Origin of the sequence: Acinetobacter sp. PK01 (assembly GCF_022819285.1) — a bacterium.
Taxonomy (GTDB): domain Bacteria; phylum Pseudomonadota; class Gammaproteobacteria; order Pseudomonadales; family Moraxellaceae; genus Acinetobacter; species Acinetobacter tandoii.
In genome coordinates, this window is sequence record NZ_CP094643.1 from 273,229 (window position 1) to 287,854 (window position 14,626).

Genomic DNA, 14,626 nt, shown 5'->3' on the forward strand with positions numbered 1-14,626 from the left:
ATCGTCTTATTTTTAATCTACGGCTTAAATCAGGTGGGGTCAATCACTTTGTGATAAAAAGATACATTTATTTTTTATTATAAAAAAAAGAGAATCATATGATTCTCTTTTGTTATACGTCAGACTTAGGCCGCCCGTTCAACCAAGGTCAAAATGTCATAGGTTGCCACCAATTCATTACGTTGGTTCTTGACTTTAATGTCCCAAACCACCACACCATGCGGTTTTTGCTCTGGATCACGTAGTGGTTTTGGTGTTTTTTGCTTACAGGTCAATTCGACTTGAATGGTATCGCCAATTTTTACGGGTTCTACAAAACGCAGATTATCCATACCATAATTGGCAATGACTGGACCTGCTGCGGCATCTACAAACAGACCAGCAGCGGCAGAGACAATGAAATAACCATGTGCCACGCGATCACCAAACAGAGAATCTGCCGCTGCAATCTTATCCATGTGTGCATAGAAGTGGTCGCCACTTAGGCAGGCAAAGTTGACGATGTCTGCTTCAGTCACGGTACGACGTGCTGTAAGTAAACGTTCACCCACGCGGAGTTCATCAAAGTCTTTTTTGAATGGGTGTACGCGGTCTTCAAACACTTGTGCACCTGCTGTCCAGCTATGACCGACTTGGGTCATGGCATTTGGTGAACCTTGTAAAGCGGTACGTTGCATATAATGCTTGACGGCACGTAAACCACCAAGTTCTTCACCACCACCCGCACGTCCTGGGCCACCATGTACCAAGTATGGAAGTGGCGAACCGTGACCTGTACTTTCTTTCGCGCTTTCAGCATCCAAAATGTGTACACGGCCATGCCATGGTGCAATTTTAGTAATCAATGCTTCGATATTTTCATCGACATTGCGCACTACAGAAGCCACCAAGCTGCCTTCACCACGTGCCACTAAATCTGCCAATTCAGCAAGATTTTGATACGGCATCAGGGTTGAAACTGGACCAAAGGCTTCTACTTCGTGAATATGCTTCGCTTCAGTTGGTTGTTCACACACCAATAAAGTTGGTGGATAAAAAGCACCTTTTTCAGGGTTTTTCGCTTGAATCGTGTAGTCTTGACGTAAATGTCCACCAATTACAACTTTAGCATCTTGGCTCAGTTGTTCTACTTTTTCAGCGACACTGAATTTCTGCTTCACACTCGCCAAAGCACCCATGGTCACGCCCTCAATTTCAGGGTCGCCCACCACGACTTTTTGTAGCTTAGCCACTAAACGCGTTTGTACGGTTTCGAGTAAAGCTGCGGGAACAAAGGCTCGACGGATCGCCGTACATTTTTGTCCTGCTTTGGTGGTCATTTCACGGAACACTTCACGCACAAACAAATCAATGGTTTCGTCGTTGGCGTGTTCAGTCAAAATCGCACTGTTAACAGAATCGGCTTCCATACAGAATGGAATTGAATAGTGATTTAAGTGTGGATTTGCACGTAGGCTTTGCCCTGTGGCTGCTGAACCTGTGAAAGTTACGGTATCTTGTGGATTTAAATGTTCAATTAAATCATAAATTTGACCGCAAATTAACTGTAGTGAACCCGCCGGTAGAAAGCCACTTGCCAATATGTCTTTCACCACTGCATGGGTAAGCTCAGCACCTTCAGTTGCAGGTTTCACAATACATGGCACACCCGCCAATAACGTTGGTGCAATTTTTTCTAACATGCCCCAGGTTGGGAAGTTGAAGGCATCAATATGCAATGCCACACCCGCTTTAGAGGTTAGAATATGTTTGGCACCGAAATTGCCGTGTTTTGATAATGGAATCCATGCATCTTCTACTAGCACAGTTTCATCACTCAGTTCACGACGTACAAGGCTTGAGTAAGCAAATAGGGTTCCAATCCCGCCTTCAACATCAATCCATGCATCTTTACGGGTACAGCCCGTTGATTTAGCCAGTTCGTAATAGTGTTCTTTACGTTCTAATAAATATTGCGCCACTTGTTTTAGGGCATTGGCACGTTGGTGGAAAGTCCACGTCGCAATGGCTGCACCTTGCTTTTTCGCATAATCCACAATGGCTTTGGTGTTAATGCCATGGCTACTCACTTGATAAATCGCTTCACCTGTAATGGCATGATAAACCGTACGTAATTCCGCCTGAGAAGAATATTCTTGTCCATATACCAAAGAACTTAGGGTTTTAAGGGGCTGAGCTTGGTGCTCTTCAGTTGTATCGTGTTGCTCCATTGAGTTGTTGTCTAACTCTAGCATGGTAAAACTCCTTTTATGATACGTTTTTAACTGTATTTTAGTTTTGATGTTTCATAATTTGGTATTAAAACGTCTGAAAGTCAATCGTAATTCGTATGTAAAAAAATCAAACTAAAATTTAATTTAAACTAAATTTATTAAAAACAATCCCTTAAGCTTAAGTGTAAAATTTAATTAAATGATACCTTAAAATTAATATTGATTTTATTTGTGTATCGTTTTAATTTAACTGTAACGACACTTGGGATAAGTGAGGGAAAAATGAATAACCAACAACAAGCTTTTGATCAGCGTATTGAAAAGGACATTTCAATTGAGCCAAAGGATTGGATGCCAGATGCCTACCGCAAAACTTTAATTCGTCAAATTGGTCAACATGGACACTCTGAAGTTGTGGGTATGTTGCCAGAAGGTAACTGGATTACACGTGCACCAACCTTAAAACGCAAAGCGGTGTTATTGGCAAAAGTCCAAGATGAAGCAGGACATGCGTTGTACCTCTATAGTGCCGCCGAAACTTTAGGTGCAGACCGTGATGACATGATGGATAAGCTCATTGCAGGGCGTATGAAATATTCATCGATTTTTAACTATCCAACACTCACTTGGGCAGATGTAGCAGCGATTGGCTGGTTGGTGGATGGTGCTGCCATTGTGAATCAGGTTGCGCTTTGCCGTACCTCTTATGGTCCTTATGCGCGTGCTATGGTGCGTATCTGTAAAGAAGAAAGTTTCCATCAGCGCCAAGGTTTTGAAGCCATGATGCAATTGGCAAACGGCACTGAAGAACAAAAGCAAATGGCACAAGATGCCGTGAACCGTTTCTGGTGGCCAGCCCTCATGATGTTTGGTCCAAGTGATGATAATTCTCCAAACAGTGCGCAAAGCATGCAGTGGAAAATCAAGTTATTCAGTAACGATGCTTTGCGTCAAAAGTTTGTCGATAACACTGTTCCACAAGTTCAACAGCTTGGTCTTACCGTTCCAGATCCAGATTTGAAATTCAACGAAGACACAGGTCACTACGAATTTGGTGAAGTGGATTGGAATGAATTCTTTGACGTGATTGCTGGTAAAGGTCCATGTAACCACGAGCGTATTGAAGCACGTCGTAAAGCATGGGAAGGCGGTGCATGGGTACGTGAATCTGCCGCAGTGTATGCCAAGAAACAGCAAGAACAGCAGCAAGCACAGAAAGTTGCTTAATTCAGATCAGAGATGAAGGGAAATAAGGTCATGGATAACAAGAATAACTGGTCACTTTACGAAGTGTTCATTCGCAGCAAACAAGGTTTAAGTCATCGTCATGTGGGTAGCTTGCGTGCATCTGATGATGAAGTGGCACTACAAAATGCACGTGATGTGTATACACGTCGCAATGAAGGCATCAGTATTTGGGTCGTAAAATCTGAACTGATTACTTCTTCTCAACCCGATGAAAAACCAGAATTTTTTGACCCATCTTTAGACAAGGTGTATCGCCACCCAACGTTTTACAACATTCCAGATGGCATTGAGCACATGTAAGGGAAGGGAGAAAAACGATGAGTAAGCAAGTTTTAGCAGAATTTCTGTTACATGTGGGCGATAGCCAACTAATTCTGTCACACCGTTTGGCTGAATGGTGTGGACATGCGCCAGAGTTAGAACTCGATATTGCTTTAGCCAATATTGGTCTGGATTTGTTAGGTCAGGCACGCACAGCCTTAAGCCTTGCTGGTCAGATTGAAGGTTTAGGTCGCGATGAAGATCAACTGGCGTATTTCAGAACAGAACGTGAATACCGTAATTTATTGTTGGCTGAACAGCCGAATGGTGATTTTGCACAAACCATTGTGCGTCAATGGTTCATGGATCATTACCATGCATTGTTGTTAGCAGCTTTAACCAACAGCAGTCATGCCGATGTTTCTGCATTTGCACTCAAATCTTTAAAAGAAGTGAAATATCACTTACGTTTCTCGACCACATGGATGGAGCGTTTGAGCTTGGGCACTGCCGAAGCGCATGAAAAAACTCAAAATGGTTTAAACCAGTTATGGCGTTTTACTCAAGAATTGTTCCAACTCAGCGCTGCTGAAATGCAGTTGGTGGATACAGGTCTGATTCCAAATCTTGAAATTTTAAAAGATCAATGGCTTGAGACTGTGCAATCAGAATTGGCTCGTATGCAACTCAGTCTGCCAGAAACAGGTGCTTACCGTAGTGGTGCAAAACAAGGACTGCACACGGAACACTTAGGTTACATCCTCGCAGAAATGCAATATATGCAACGTTCATATCCAAATATGGATTGGTAAGACGAAATCACAGGGAGTGAGTCGTATGAATTTAATTCGACATGTCGCAGATGAATGCTGGAGTGTTTTGGCTCAGGTATCTGATCCTGAAATTCCAGTCTTATCTGTGCTTGATTTAGGCATGATTCGTGGTGTTGAACTCAACGCGCAGAATGAAATTGTCGTGCGACTTACACCCACCTATAGCGGTTGCCCCGCGACGGATGTGCTCACGGCAGATATTACGCAAGCTTTTGAAGCCAAAGGTTTAACCCCAGTAAAAGTGGTGGTGGATCTTTCTGAAGTGTGGACCACGGATTGGATGAGTGAAGTGGGTAAAGAAAAATTGCAGCAATATGGCATTGCACCACCGCAGGGGAATGCTCACAGTTGTGGTACGCATGTCGCTTTGACCGATGGTATTCAGTGTCCGCGTTGCCACAGTCAGCACACCAAATTATTAAGTGAATTCAGTTCGACAGCATGTAAAGCCTTATATCGTTGCCAAGACTGCTTAGAACCTTTCGATTATTTCAAGTGCATTTAATTCAGAACATTTGCAAAGAACCCATGTCTCACACATTGAAAAATCGAAAAGAAAGAGGGAATTTTAGATGAGCCAATTTGTACCATTAACGATTAAATCCATTCAGCCACAAACTGAACAGGCAATTTGCATTGCATTTGATTTGGCACCTGAGCAGTTCGCTGCATTTGAATATCAACCAGGACAACACTTAACGATTCGTCATATGACGGATGAAGGTGAATTGCGTCGTTGCTACTCCATTTGTAGTGATGTGGCAGAAGACATGAGCATTGCGATTAAGAAAATTGATCAGGGTCAATTTTCAACGTGGGCGAATGATCACTTAAAAGCAGGCGATGTGCTTGAAGTGATGCCACCACAAGGCGTGTTCTTCCAGAAAGCCGCGAAAGTCGGTGGTCAAAACTATCTTGGTTTTGCTGCGGGCAGCGGCATTACCCCAATCTTATCGATTGTGAAATCGGTCTTAAACCGCCAAGCGGATGCACAGTTTACTTTGGTCTATGGCAACCGTTCTTGGAAACAAACCATGTTTGCAGAACAAATCATGGATTTGAAAGACCGTTTTAAAGAGCGTTTGCAACTGATCAATATCTTTTCTCGCGAAATGAACGACAGTGAAATTTTTAATGGTCGTATTGATGCAGAAAAATTACAGCAACTGTTCAAGGCTCAATTGATTCAGGTAGATACTGATCATTGTTTTGCCTGCGGTCCAGAAGAAATGATGACCGCTGTAGAAACAGTACTGCCAACATTTGGTATTGAGCGCAGCAAAATTCACACTGAACGCTTCAATACTGGCATGGCACCACGAGCAACGGCACAGCAAATCGAAAGCCGTAGCGAAGAAAAGGTCAACATTATTCTCGATGGTCGTGAACTGATCATTGAAGTGTCTAAACAAGATGACAGCATTTTAGATGCAGCGCTGCGTGCAGGTGCGGACTTGCCATATGCATGTAAAGGCGGTGTTTGTGCAACCTGTAAATGTAAGGTGCTGGAAGGTCAGGTCGAAATGGCGATCAACTATAGCCTTGAACAAGATGAAGTGGAAAAAGGTTATGTGTTGAGCTGTCAGGCATTGCCAACTTCAGCCAATGTTCGTTTGAGCTTTGACGAATAAGCCTGAATCTAGGAGCGGCAAGATGGAATACATTAAAACCAGTTCTCCAAAATCGGGCGTAATCCTGATTGAACTGAACCGACCTGAAAAACGCAATGCCTTAAACAATGCCACCTTGCAAGAAATTGCAGACTGCCTACAACAGCTAGAAGCAGATTCATCGGTCAAAGTGGTAGTGATTACAGGTAATTCACAATGTTTTGCCGCAGGTGCAGACCTGAATGAATTGTCTAAGCTAGATGTGGTCAGTATTCAGCAAGATTTGCGTCCACAGTTGTGGAAACGCATCGATGAATTTTCGAAACCGCTGATTATGGCGATCAATGGTTATGCTTTTGGTGCTGGCTTCGAGCTAGCACTACATGGTGACATTGTGCTTGCAGGTGAAAATGCACAATTTGCCTTGCCAGAAATTGGCTTAGGTATGTTGCCAGGCGCAGGCGGTACGCAGCGTTTAGCACGTTTGGTTGGTCAGCAACTCACCATGCGTTGGGCGATGACAGGTGAAATGATTTCTGCGCAAACCGCATTGCAACATGGCATTACCAGCCAAGTGTGTCCAGTCGGTTTAACCGTGCAATATGCCGTGGAATTGGCGGAAAAAATTGCCAAACAGGCACCATTGGCGATTCGTGTGATTAAACAATCTTTGAAATCGATTCATGAAGTGACCTTAAGCCAAGGTTTAAAGCTAGAACGTCAGCATTTTGTTTGGTTGGCAGCAACGCAAGATCGTCAAGAAGGCATCAATGCATTTTTAGAGAAAAGAAAACCAGAATTTAGAGGTGTGTAATGGAATACCAAACCGTAATTGTTGAAGAAAAAAATGCAGTGGGCTATCTCACTTTTAACCGTCCACAACAACTTAACAGCTTTAATGAAACCATGCACAAAGAAGTATCGAGCGTACTCAAAGCATGGTCTAAAGACAGCAATATTCGTGCAGTGGTAATTTCGGCAGAAGGTCGTGGTTTCTGTGCAGGACAGGACCTAAATGACCGTGTGGTTGACCCAAATGCAGATGCACCCGATTTAGGCTTGTCGATTGAAAAATATTATAACCCGCTGATCAAACTGATTACGGAAATGCCAAAACCAGTGATTTGCGCCGTGAATGGTGTAGCCGCAGGCGCGGGTGCCAACATTGCTTTGGCCTGTGACTTGGTGGTTGCTGCAAAATCAGCGTCATTTATCCAAGCTTTCTGCCGTTTAGGTTTGGTTCCAGATTCTGGTGGAACATGGTTCCTACCACGTTTGGTGGGTCGTGCGCAGGCAATGGGCTTAGCCATGTTGGGCGATAAAATTCCTGCGGAACAAGCCGTGCAATTGGGCATGATTTGGCAAGTGGTTGAAGATGATGCCTTGAAAGCTGAATCACAGAAACTGGCTGAACATTTGGCGAAACAACCAACTTATGGTTTATCCCTGATTAAGAAAGCCATTCATGCGGCTGCACACAATAATTTAGATGATCAGTTGATTCTAGAACGTGATTTACAGCGTTTGGCAGGCCGTTCAAGTGACTACCGTGAAGGCGTACAAGCCTTTATGCAAAAGCGTACTCCAGAATATAAAGGTTGCTAAAACATGGATAAGATCAATTTACAGCAGGTGCCTGTCGCTGTAATTGGTGCGGGTACCATGGGAATTGGTATCGCCCAATTGGCTGCGATGCATGGACATCCAACCTTTGTGTATGATGTAGATGTCAGTAAAACTGAAGCTGCGTTACAGCAACTTGCTGCGCAACTCACGAAACGTGTGCAAGCAGGAAAAATGACGCAGGAGCTGTATGACAGTACCTTTGCCAATTTAAGCATTGCACAGGAATTGTCACAGTTAGCATCCGCACAACTGATTATAGAAGCGATTGTGGAAAAGAAAGAAGTCAAGCAAAGCTTATTTCAACAGTTGGCCGAAGTGTGCTCTAAAGAAACAATTTTTGCATCGAATACCTCTTCAATTTCGATTACAGCCATTGCTGCTGCGATTCCACATCCAGAGCGCGTAGTGGGGTTGCATTTCTTTAACCCTGCACCCGTGATGAAACTGGTGGAAATTATCCGCGGTTTAAAAAGTTCAGCAGCAATTGCAGATGCTTTGTTGGAATTGATGAAGTCATGGAAAAAAGTGCCAGTCTTGGCAAAATCAACCCCAGGTTTTATTGTGAATCGTGTGGCGCGTCCATATTATGCGGAAGCCTTCCGTGCGTTACAGGAAAATGTCATACGCCCTGAACAATTAGATTTTATCCTGCGTGAATGTGGTCGATTTGCCATGGGGCCATGTGAATTGACTGATTTAATTGGTCAGGATGTCAATTTTTCGGTCACACAAAGTGTCTATCAAGAATTCTTTTATGAGCCGCGTTATCGTCCATCACTCATTCAAAAAGAATTGGTCGATGCAGGCTGTTTGGGGCGTAAAACCAAACAAGGTTTTTACGATTATGCGCAAGCAACGCCAAGCCCACAGTTTGAATTGCCTGTACGTTATGCCAAATCGGTTGAGAAATTGGCGGTCACGGTCAAAGGCGATTGGAAACATTCTTCAGGCTTGATTCAGCGTTTGGCACATGCCTCGCACCTTGAGGTGAAGTTTGTAGAAGGCGTGCAAGATGAGATCTTAGTCGGTGAAGTTTCAATTCGGCTTTCCTTAGGCGAGTCGGTTGATCTGGATTATGCAGATCAGAAAGTCGTGTTAATGGATTGGCATGCAGATTGGGTGCAAGCCAAAGCGATTCCTATAGTGGCTTCATCTGCGTGTACAAGTGATGATCAATCGATGGTTGATATTTTGTTCATTGGTATGGATGTGATACCACTTTGGACACAGGATCATGCAGGACTTTATGTGTTACGAACTATTTCCATGCTGCTGAATGAAGCATGTGAAGCAGTTTTACATGGCATTGCATCTGAGCAAGATATTGATTCTGCAATGAAATATGGTGTGAACTATCCGCAAGGTCCATTTCAGTGGGCGGAAAAAATAGGATATAACACTATTTTAAAAATTATAAAAAATCTGTATCGTGTTTATGGTGAAGAACGCTATAGACCAAGTATATATTTAGCGAAGAAAACTGCACGAGGACAGGTGCAAAACAGCCCGCAATCACAACAATTTCTTATTGCAGGCTAAAGGAAGCAGACAAATGGAACAAGTTTATATTTTAGACGGTATTCGTACACCGATTGGTCGCTATGCTGGTGGTTTAAGTGGCATTCGTGCCGATGACTTGGCTGCCTTGCCGATTCAATATTTGAAAAATCAACATCCGCATTTGCCTTGGAATGAACTGGATGAGGTGATTTTAGGTTGTGCCAACCAAGCCGGTGAAGACAACCGTAATGTCGCACGTATGGCATCCTTATTGGCGGGTTTACCCGATTCAGTTCCAGCCATTACCGTAAACCGTTTATGTGCCTCTGGTTTAGATGCGGTAGGACTGGCGGCACGTGCGATTAAATCGGGTGAAGTGCAGTTTGTATTGGCAGGTGGTGTGGAGTCGATGAGCCGTGCACCATTTGTACAATCGAAAGCAACCACAGCTTTTAGTCGTACCCCTGAAATCTTCGATACCACCATTGGCTGGCGTTTTATCAATCCAAAATTCAAAGCGAATTTTGGTGTTGATAGCATGCCTGAAACGGCTGAACATGTGGCGGAAAAGTATCAAGTTAGTCGTGATGATCAAGACTTATTTGCCTACCGTAGTCAGCAAAAAAACGCAGTGGCACAGCAAAATGGTGTGTTGGCAGAAGAAATTTTGCCAGTGACCATTCAAGACCGTAAGAAAAACAGCATTACCATCGATACCGATGAACATCCGCGTGCGGAGACTACAGTTGAGACCTTGGCAGCTTTAAAAGCGCCTTTCCGTAAAGAAGGCGGTTCGGTGACTGCAGGCAATGCCTCAGGTGTCAATGATGGCGCGGCTTGTATGTTATTGGGTAGTCAAGAATTTGCATCTAAACATGGCTTAAAACCACTGGCGAAAGTGGTGGCAATTGCACAAGCTGGGGTTGAAGCCAAATACATGGGCATTGGTCCTGTGCCTGCGGTACAAAAAGTATTGAAGCAAACCGGCTTAAGTCTTGATCAAATGGATGTGATTGAATTGAATGAAGCCTTTGCAGCGCAGTCACTTGCCGTGATGCGCGAACTGGGTTTGCAAGATGATGATCAGCGTGTCAATCCAAATGGCGGTGCGATTGCACTGGGTCATCCATTGGGGATGAGCGGAACACGTTTGGTGATTACTGCGATGAAAGAACTCAAGCGCCGTAATGGAAAATACGCACTGTGTACGATGTGTGTTGGTGTAGGACAGGGTGTCGCACTGATTATAGAAAATGTGGATTAAGGAAATAATCCAAAAACGGAATACCCCACAGTCAGGATGACTGTATTAGGAGACAGAATATGAATAACAATGCAATGGAAAAAATCGAAACGGTATCAGTAGATGAATTACGTAGTGTGCAATTGGAGCGCATGAAAAAGACACTGCAACACGCCTATCAAAATAGCCCAGTCTATAAAAAGAAATTTGATGAAGCAGGGGTACATCCTGATGATTTCAAATCTTTAGAAGACTTGGCAAAGTTTCCATTTACCACCAAAAAAGATTTACGTGATAACTACCCGTTTGGCATGTTCGCAGTACCACAAGAACAGATTATCCGTATTCATGCATCATCGGGTACCACAGGTCAGCCAACTGTAGTGGGTTATACCCAAAATGATATTAATGTCTGGTCAGATGTTGTGGCGCGTTCATTACGTGCAGCGGGCTTGTCGAATAAAGATACCATTCAAGTGTCTTATGGCTACGGTTTGTTTACAGGCGGTTTAGGTGCGCATTATGGCGTAGAACGCTTGGGTGCAACCGTAATTCCAATGTCAGGTGGTCAAACTGAGCGTCAAGCACAATTGATTCATGACTTTAAGCCGACAGCATTGATGGTGACACCATCGTACTGCTTAAACATTATTGAAGCGCTAGAAAAGAAATTTGGTACAGCAAAAGACTGTTCAATCAAAACAGGCATCTTTGGTGCAGAGCCATGGACCAATGAAATGCGTCGTGAGATTGAAGATCGTCTCGGTATTAATGCCTTGGACATTTATGGTTTATCTGAAGTGATGGGTCCGGGTGTTGCAATGGAATGTCTAGAAACCAAAGACGGTCCAACCATTTGGGAAGATCATTTCTATCCAGAAATCATTCACCCTGAAACAGGTGAAGTACTCCCTGATGGTGAGTTGGGCGAGTTAGTGTTCACGACCATTACCAAAGAAGGCATGCCTGTAATTCGCTACCGTACCCGTGACTTGACCCGTTTATTGCCAGGGACTGCACGTCCTATGCGCCGTATGGATAAAATTGTGGGTCGTAGCGATGACATGATGATCATTCGTGGGGTAAATGTGTTTCCTTCACAAATTGAAGAGCAAATTTTACATATTCCACAATTGGTACCGAACTACCAAATTCAAATTTGCAAAAAAGGACACTTGGATACTTTGCATATTCGTGCTGAAATGCGTAGAGATGTGAGTGAAACCTTAACCCCACAAATTGCAGCCTTATTGAAAGCCCAAATTAAGACCATGGTGGGTATTTCAGTGATGGTTGAAATTTTACCAGAAGGCAGCTTGCCACGTTCTGAGGGGAAAGCGCAACGCGTCTTTGATATTCGAAAATCGGCATAAGTTTTAGTTGAATGATAGATCACATGATTTATCATTCCGATCTGACAAGGTAATAGTTGAACGAAATGAATCTAAAATTAAAACAAGTTATTGATGATTTCATTAGCAACGAAGCACTGAGCGGTACCTCTCTGATTATGACCATCTTTGGTGACTGTATTTTTCACCGTGGTGGCATTATTAGTCTTGCCAGCTTAATTCAGTTAATGGATGTGTTTGGTTTTAACGAGCGTTCAGTTCGTACAGCCGTATTTCGCCTTGTCCAAAATGGTTGGCTGATTTCCGAGAAAATTGGACGTACCAGTTACTACCGTGTCACGGAAAGCAGTCGCCAACGCTTTATTATGGCAGACCAGAAAATTTATAGTTTCACCCAACAAGAGTGGGACCAAAAATGGGATTTGGTCTTACTCAGTTCGGTGGAGCTGGAAAATAAAGTCACCTTGAAAAAAGAGTTGGAATGGCTCGGTTTTGCCAACATTGCCACCAATGTCATGGCCTATCCAGGTTGTGATCATCTCAAATTACAAAATCTGTTGCTTAGCTTAAAAATGACCGATCAAGTGGTGATCTTTAAAGCTGAAGCTTTACAGTTATGGCAAGAATCTTATCCAACTGTGAAGCGCATGGTCGAAATCAATTGGCCAGTACAAGAACTGCATCAGCGTTATGAAAAGTTCATCAGTGATTTCAGAGAATTCTTTAATCTGGTCGAAAGCGAAGATGAACTCGATCCGATGCAAGCGTTTCAAATTCGAATTTTATTGATTCATCAATATCGTCGAATTTTATTGAAAGATCCGAATTTACCTTTTGAATTATTGCCATCGAATTGGCTGTCGCTCAATTCACGTAATTTAAGCAGTAATCTCTATCAAACCGTGGTGCTGGCAGGGGATGAATTCTTCCTCGACATCGCACGGACGTCAGAAGGTTCAATGCCACCTGCACATCCACAATTTTATAAGCGTTTTGGTGGCTTAAAGCAGGAAGAGCCGAGTTACTAAGCTCAAATATAGCCCTACAGTTTAAGGAACAAACTATGCCGTGTTATGCCATCGATGGCGTCATTCCAGTGGTTAGCCCCAAAGCTTATGTGCATCCCACAGCAGTTTTAATTGGGGATGTAATTGTTGAAGAAGGGGCTTATATTGGTCCTTTTGCTGCCTTGCGCGCAGACTTTGGCGGCATTCATATTCATAAAAATGCCAATGTGCAGGATTCCTGCATTATTCATGGTTTCCCAAATAATGTGACCGTGGTGGAAGAGTTTGGTCATATTGGACATGGCGCAATTTTGCACGGTTGCCGTATTGCTAAAAATGTCTTAATTGGCATGAACAGCGTAATTTTGGATGAAGCTATTATTGGCGAAAATACCATTGTCGGTGCCAATAGTACGGTGAAAGCCAAAGCCGAAATTCCAGCAAATTCCTTGGTGGTCGGTAGTCCTGCACGCATGATTCGTAGCTTGGATGAAAAAGAAATTGCGTGGAAATTTAAGGGTACACAGCAATATATGGATTTGACTCTACGCTGTTTAAATAGTCTACAAGAGGTTGAACCCTTAACGGAAAACTCAGCAACGCGTTTAACGCATACACATTTTAATACTGACCATGTAATTAAGAGCAAAGCAGTTTAAAGCTGAGACTTCGGAATATATGGCTTCACGTGGAGCCATAACATTGTTTAATTATCTATTTTTCCAAATTGTTATATTTAATATTCTTCAACACTTCAAATTTTAGATCGCGAAAATCGTCTTGTTCTGTGTTTGGGGGAAGACAACTTTTCATATCGATTGGATGTGTTAAAAAGTTGAATGGATACAGTCTTTAAAAATCGCCAGTAGGGCATTTTAGAGCGGATTACAGGAATTTGCTTTATAAAATAAAATGTTCCAGTATGATGATATTTCCAACAATAAAATATTGAATATCAATTGGAACTTTATAATGAAAGGTACATTAGTAGATTTTAACTTCCAGATTAATGAGGGTGTGATTCACGGGAACGATGGAAAGCGCTACAGCTTTTTGGGTTCGGAATGGAAAGACCATACTTCACCTGCACGTGGTCAAAATGTCGATTTTGCTGTGAATGATTTAAATCAGGCGGTTAGTATTTATGTGCAAGCATATGCGCGTCAGCCTGTTTTTAAAAAAACAAATAATCAGCATGCAGAACAACTACAAACCGAAGAAAACTTTGGTTTCTTCGATTGAGCAATGAAATGTTTAAAAAATTATGTCAATTTTTCAGGTCGCGCACGTCGTAAAGAATATTGGTACTTCTATTTATTCCAAATTTTAATTGGACTCATCCTTGGTTTAAGTCTAGGTATTATGGGGGTGAGTGAAGGTGGTATCGATGCTATTTCTAGCTTACTTTCATTGTTCTTCTTTTTACCAACCCTCGCGGTCGGGGCACGTCGCTTGCATGATGTGAATCGTTCAGGTTGGTGGATGCTTTTGGCGCTTACCATTATTGGTCTTATTCCATTGTTAATTTGGGCTGTAATGGAAACCAAGCCTGAATCGAACCAGTGGGGAGAGCCAGCGAAGTAGTTTGATTAGCAAATTTAAGATAATGCGACTTTAAAACTACTCTCAGAAGCTCCTTCTCCCTTTGGGATGAAGAACATTGTTCTGTAAGAGGATAAGTGAATTTTTAGTTATTAATTCTTATATGTGCTTTAACTTACTTTTGAAGGATC

Annotated in this window: 15 protein-coding genes; 14 read left to right on the forward strand and 1 reads right to left on the reverse strand. The window is 42.8% G+C overall.

The features are described from left to right. Positions 1-125 precede the first annotated feature (125 nt). The gene (gene paaZ / locus MP622_RS01235; protein ID WP_243793425.1) at positions 126-2,210 is read right to left on the reverse strand and encodes a phenylacetic acid degradation bifunctional protein PaaZ; all 2,085 of its coding nucleotides are present in this window, start codon (positions 2,208-2,210) and stop codon (positions 126-128) included. Between the two features lie 285 nt (positions 2,211-2,495). Between paaZ and paaA the strand changes: the two genes are divergently transcribed. The 14 genes from paaA to MP622_RS01305 all read left to right on the forward strand — a co-directional run bounded on the left by paaA (position 2,496) and on the right by MP622_RS01305 (position 14,477). After that, positions 2,496-3,440: a 1,2-phenylacetyl-CoA epoxidase subunit PaaA gene (gene paaA, locus MP622_RS01240; protein ID WP_243792121.1), complete on the forward strand. Its 945-nt coding sequence runs from the start codon at positions 2,496-2,498 to the stop codon at positions 3,438-3,440. A 30-nt stretch (positions 3,441-3,470) separates the two neighbouring features. Further along, a complete protein-coding gene (gene paaB / locus MP622_RS01245; protein WP_016167097.1) occupies positions 3,471-3,761 on the forward strand; it encodes a 1,2-phenylacetyl-CoA epoxidase subunit PaaB in 291 nt (96 codons plus the stop codon). Positions 3,762-3,778: 17 nt separating this feature from the next. Then, a complete protein-coding gene (gene paaC, locus MP622_RS01250; protein ID WP_243792123.1) occupies positions 3,779-4,534 on the forward strand; it encodes a 1,2-phenylacetyl-CoA epoxidase subunit PaaC in 756 nt (251 codons plus the stop codon). A gap of 25 nt (positions 4,535-4,559) precedes the next feature. Next, the gene (paaD, locus tag MP622_RS01255; protein ID WP_243792125.1) at positions 4,560-5,060 is read left to right on the forward strand and encodes a 1,2-phenylacetyl-CoA epoxidase subunit PaaD; all 501 of its coding nucleotides are present in this window, start codon (positions 4,560-4,562) and stop codon (positions 5,058-5,060) included. Between the two features lie 67 nt (positions 5,061-5,127). After that, the gene (gene paaE / locus MP622_RS01260; protein WP_243792126.1) at positions 5,128-6,186 is read left to right on the forward strand and encodes a 1,2-phenylacetyl-CoA epoxidase subunit PaaE; all 1,059 of its coding nucleotides are present in this window, start codon (positions 5,128-5,130) and stop codon (positions 6,184-6,186) included. A gap of 22 nt (positions 6,187-6,208) precedes the next feature. Continuing rightward, a complete protein-coding gene (locus MP622_RS01265; protein WP_116760248.1) occupies positions 6,209-6,979 on the forward strand; it encodes an enoyl-CoA hydratase-related protein in 771 nt (256 codons plus the stop codon). Then, the gene (gene paaG / locus MP622_RS01270; RefSeq protein WP_016167092.1) at positions 6,979-7,770 is read left to right on the forward strand and encodes a 2-(1,2-epoxy-1,2-dihydrophenyl)acetyl-CoA isomerase PaaG; all 792 of its coding nucleotides are present in this window, start codon (positions 6,979-6,981) and stop codon (positions 7,768-7,770) included. The genes MP622_RS01265 and paaG overlap by 1 nt, the downstream gene beginning before the upstream one ends. A 3-nt stretch (positions 7,771-7,773) precedes the next feature. Continuing rightward, positions 7,774-9,330 (forward strand): 3-hydroxyacyl-CoA dehydrogenase, encoded by a 1,557-nt coding sequence (locus MP622_RS01275; protein WP_243792128.1) that lies wholly within the window; start codon positions 7,774-7,776, stop codon positions 9,328-9,330. Positions 9,331-9,343: 13 nt separating this feature from the next. Further along, on the forward strand, positions 9,344-10,555 hold the full coding sequence (gene pcaF / locus MP622_RS01280; protein WP_243792130.1) for a 3-oxoadipyl-CoA thiolase: 1,212 nt from the start codon (positions 9,344-9,346) through the stop codon (positions 10,553-10,555). A gap of 59 nt (positions 10,556-10,614) precedes the next feature. Further along, a complete protein-coding gene (paaK, locus tag MP622_RS01285; protein ID WP_016167089.1) occupies positions 10,615-11,907 on the forward strand; it encodes a phenylacetate--CoA ligase PaaK in 1,293 nt (430 codons plus the stop codon). A gap of 65 nt (positions 11,908-11,972) precedes the next feature. Then, positions 11,973-12,914, forward strand: coding sequence for a PaaX family transcriptional regulator C-terminal domain-containing protein (locus tag MP622_RS01290; RefSeq protein ID WP_016167088.1), 942 nt, complete (start codon positions 11,973-11,975; stop codon positions 12,912-12,914). A 35-nt stretch (positions 12,915-12,949) separates the two neighbouring features. Further along, positions 12,950-13,552: a gamma carbonic anhydrase family protein gene (locus tag MP622_RS01295; protein WP_243792132.1), complete on the forward strand. Its 603-nt coding sequence runs from the start codon at positions 12,950-12,952 to the stop codon at positions 13,550-13,552. A 313-nt stretch (positions 13,553-13,865) separates the two neighbouring features. Then, positions 13,866-14,135: a hypothetical protein gene (locus MP622_RS01300; RefSeq protein ID WP_243792133.1), complete on the forward strand. Its 270-nt coding sequence runs from the start codon at positions 13,866-13,868 to the stop codon at positions 14,133-14,135. 3 nt (positions 14,136-14,138) lie between these two features. Beyond that, complete coding sequence (locus MP622_RS01305; protein ID WP_243792135.1) at positions 14,139-14,477, forward strand: DUF805 domain-containing protein; 339 nt, start codon at positions 14,139-14,141, stop codon at positions 14,475-14,477. The last annotated feature ends 149 nt before the right edge of the window (positions 14,478-14,626 follow it).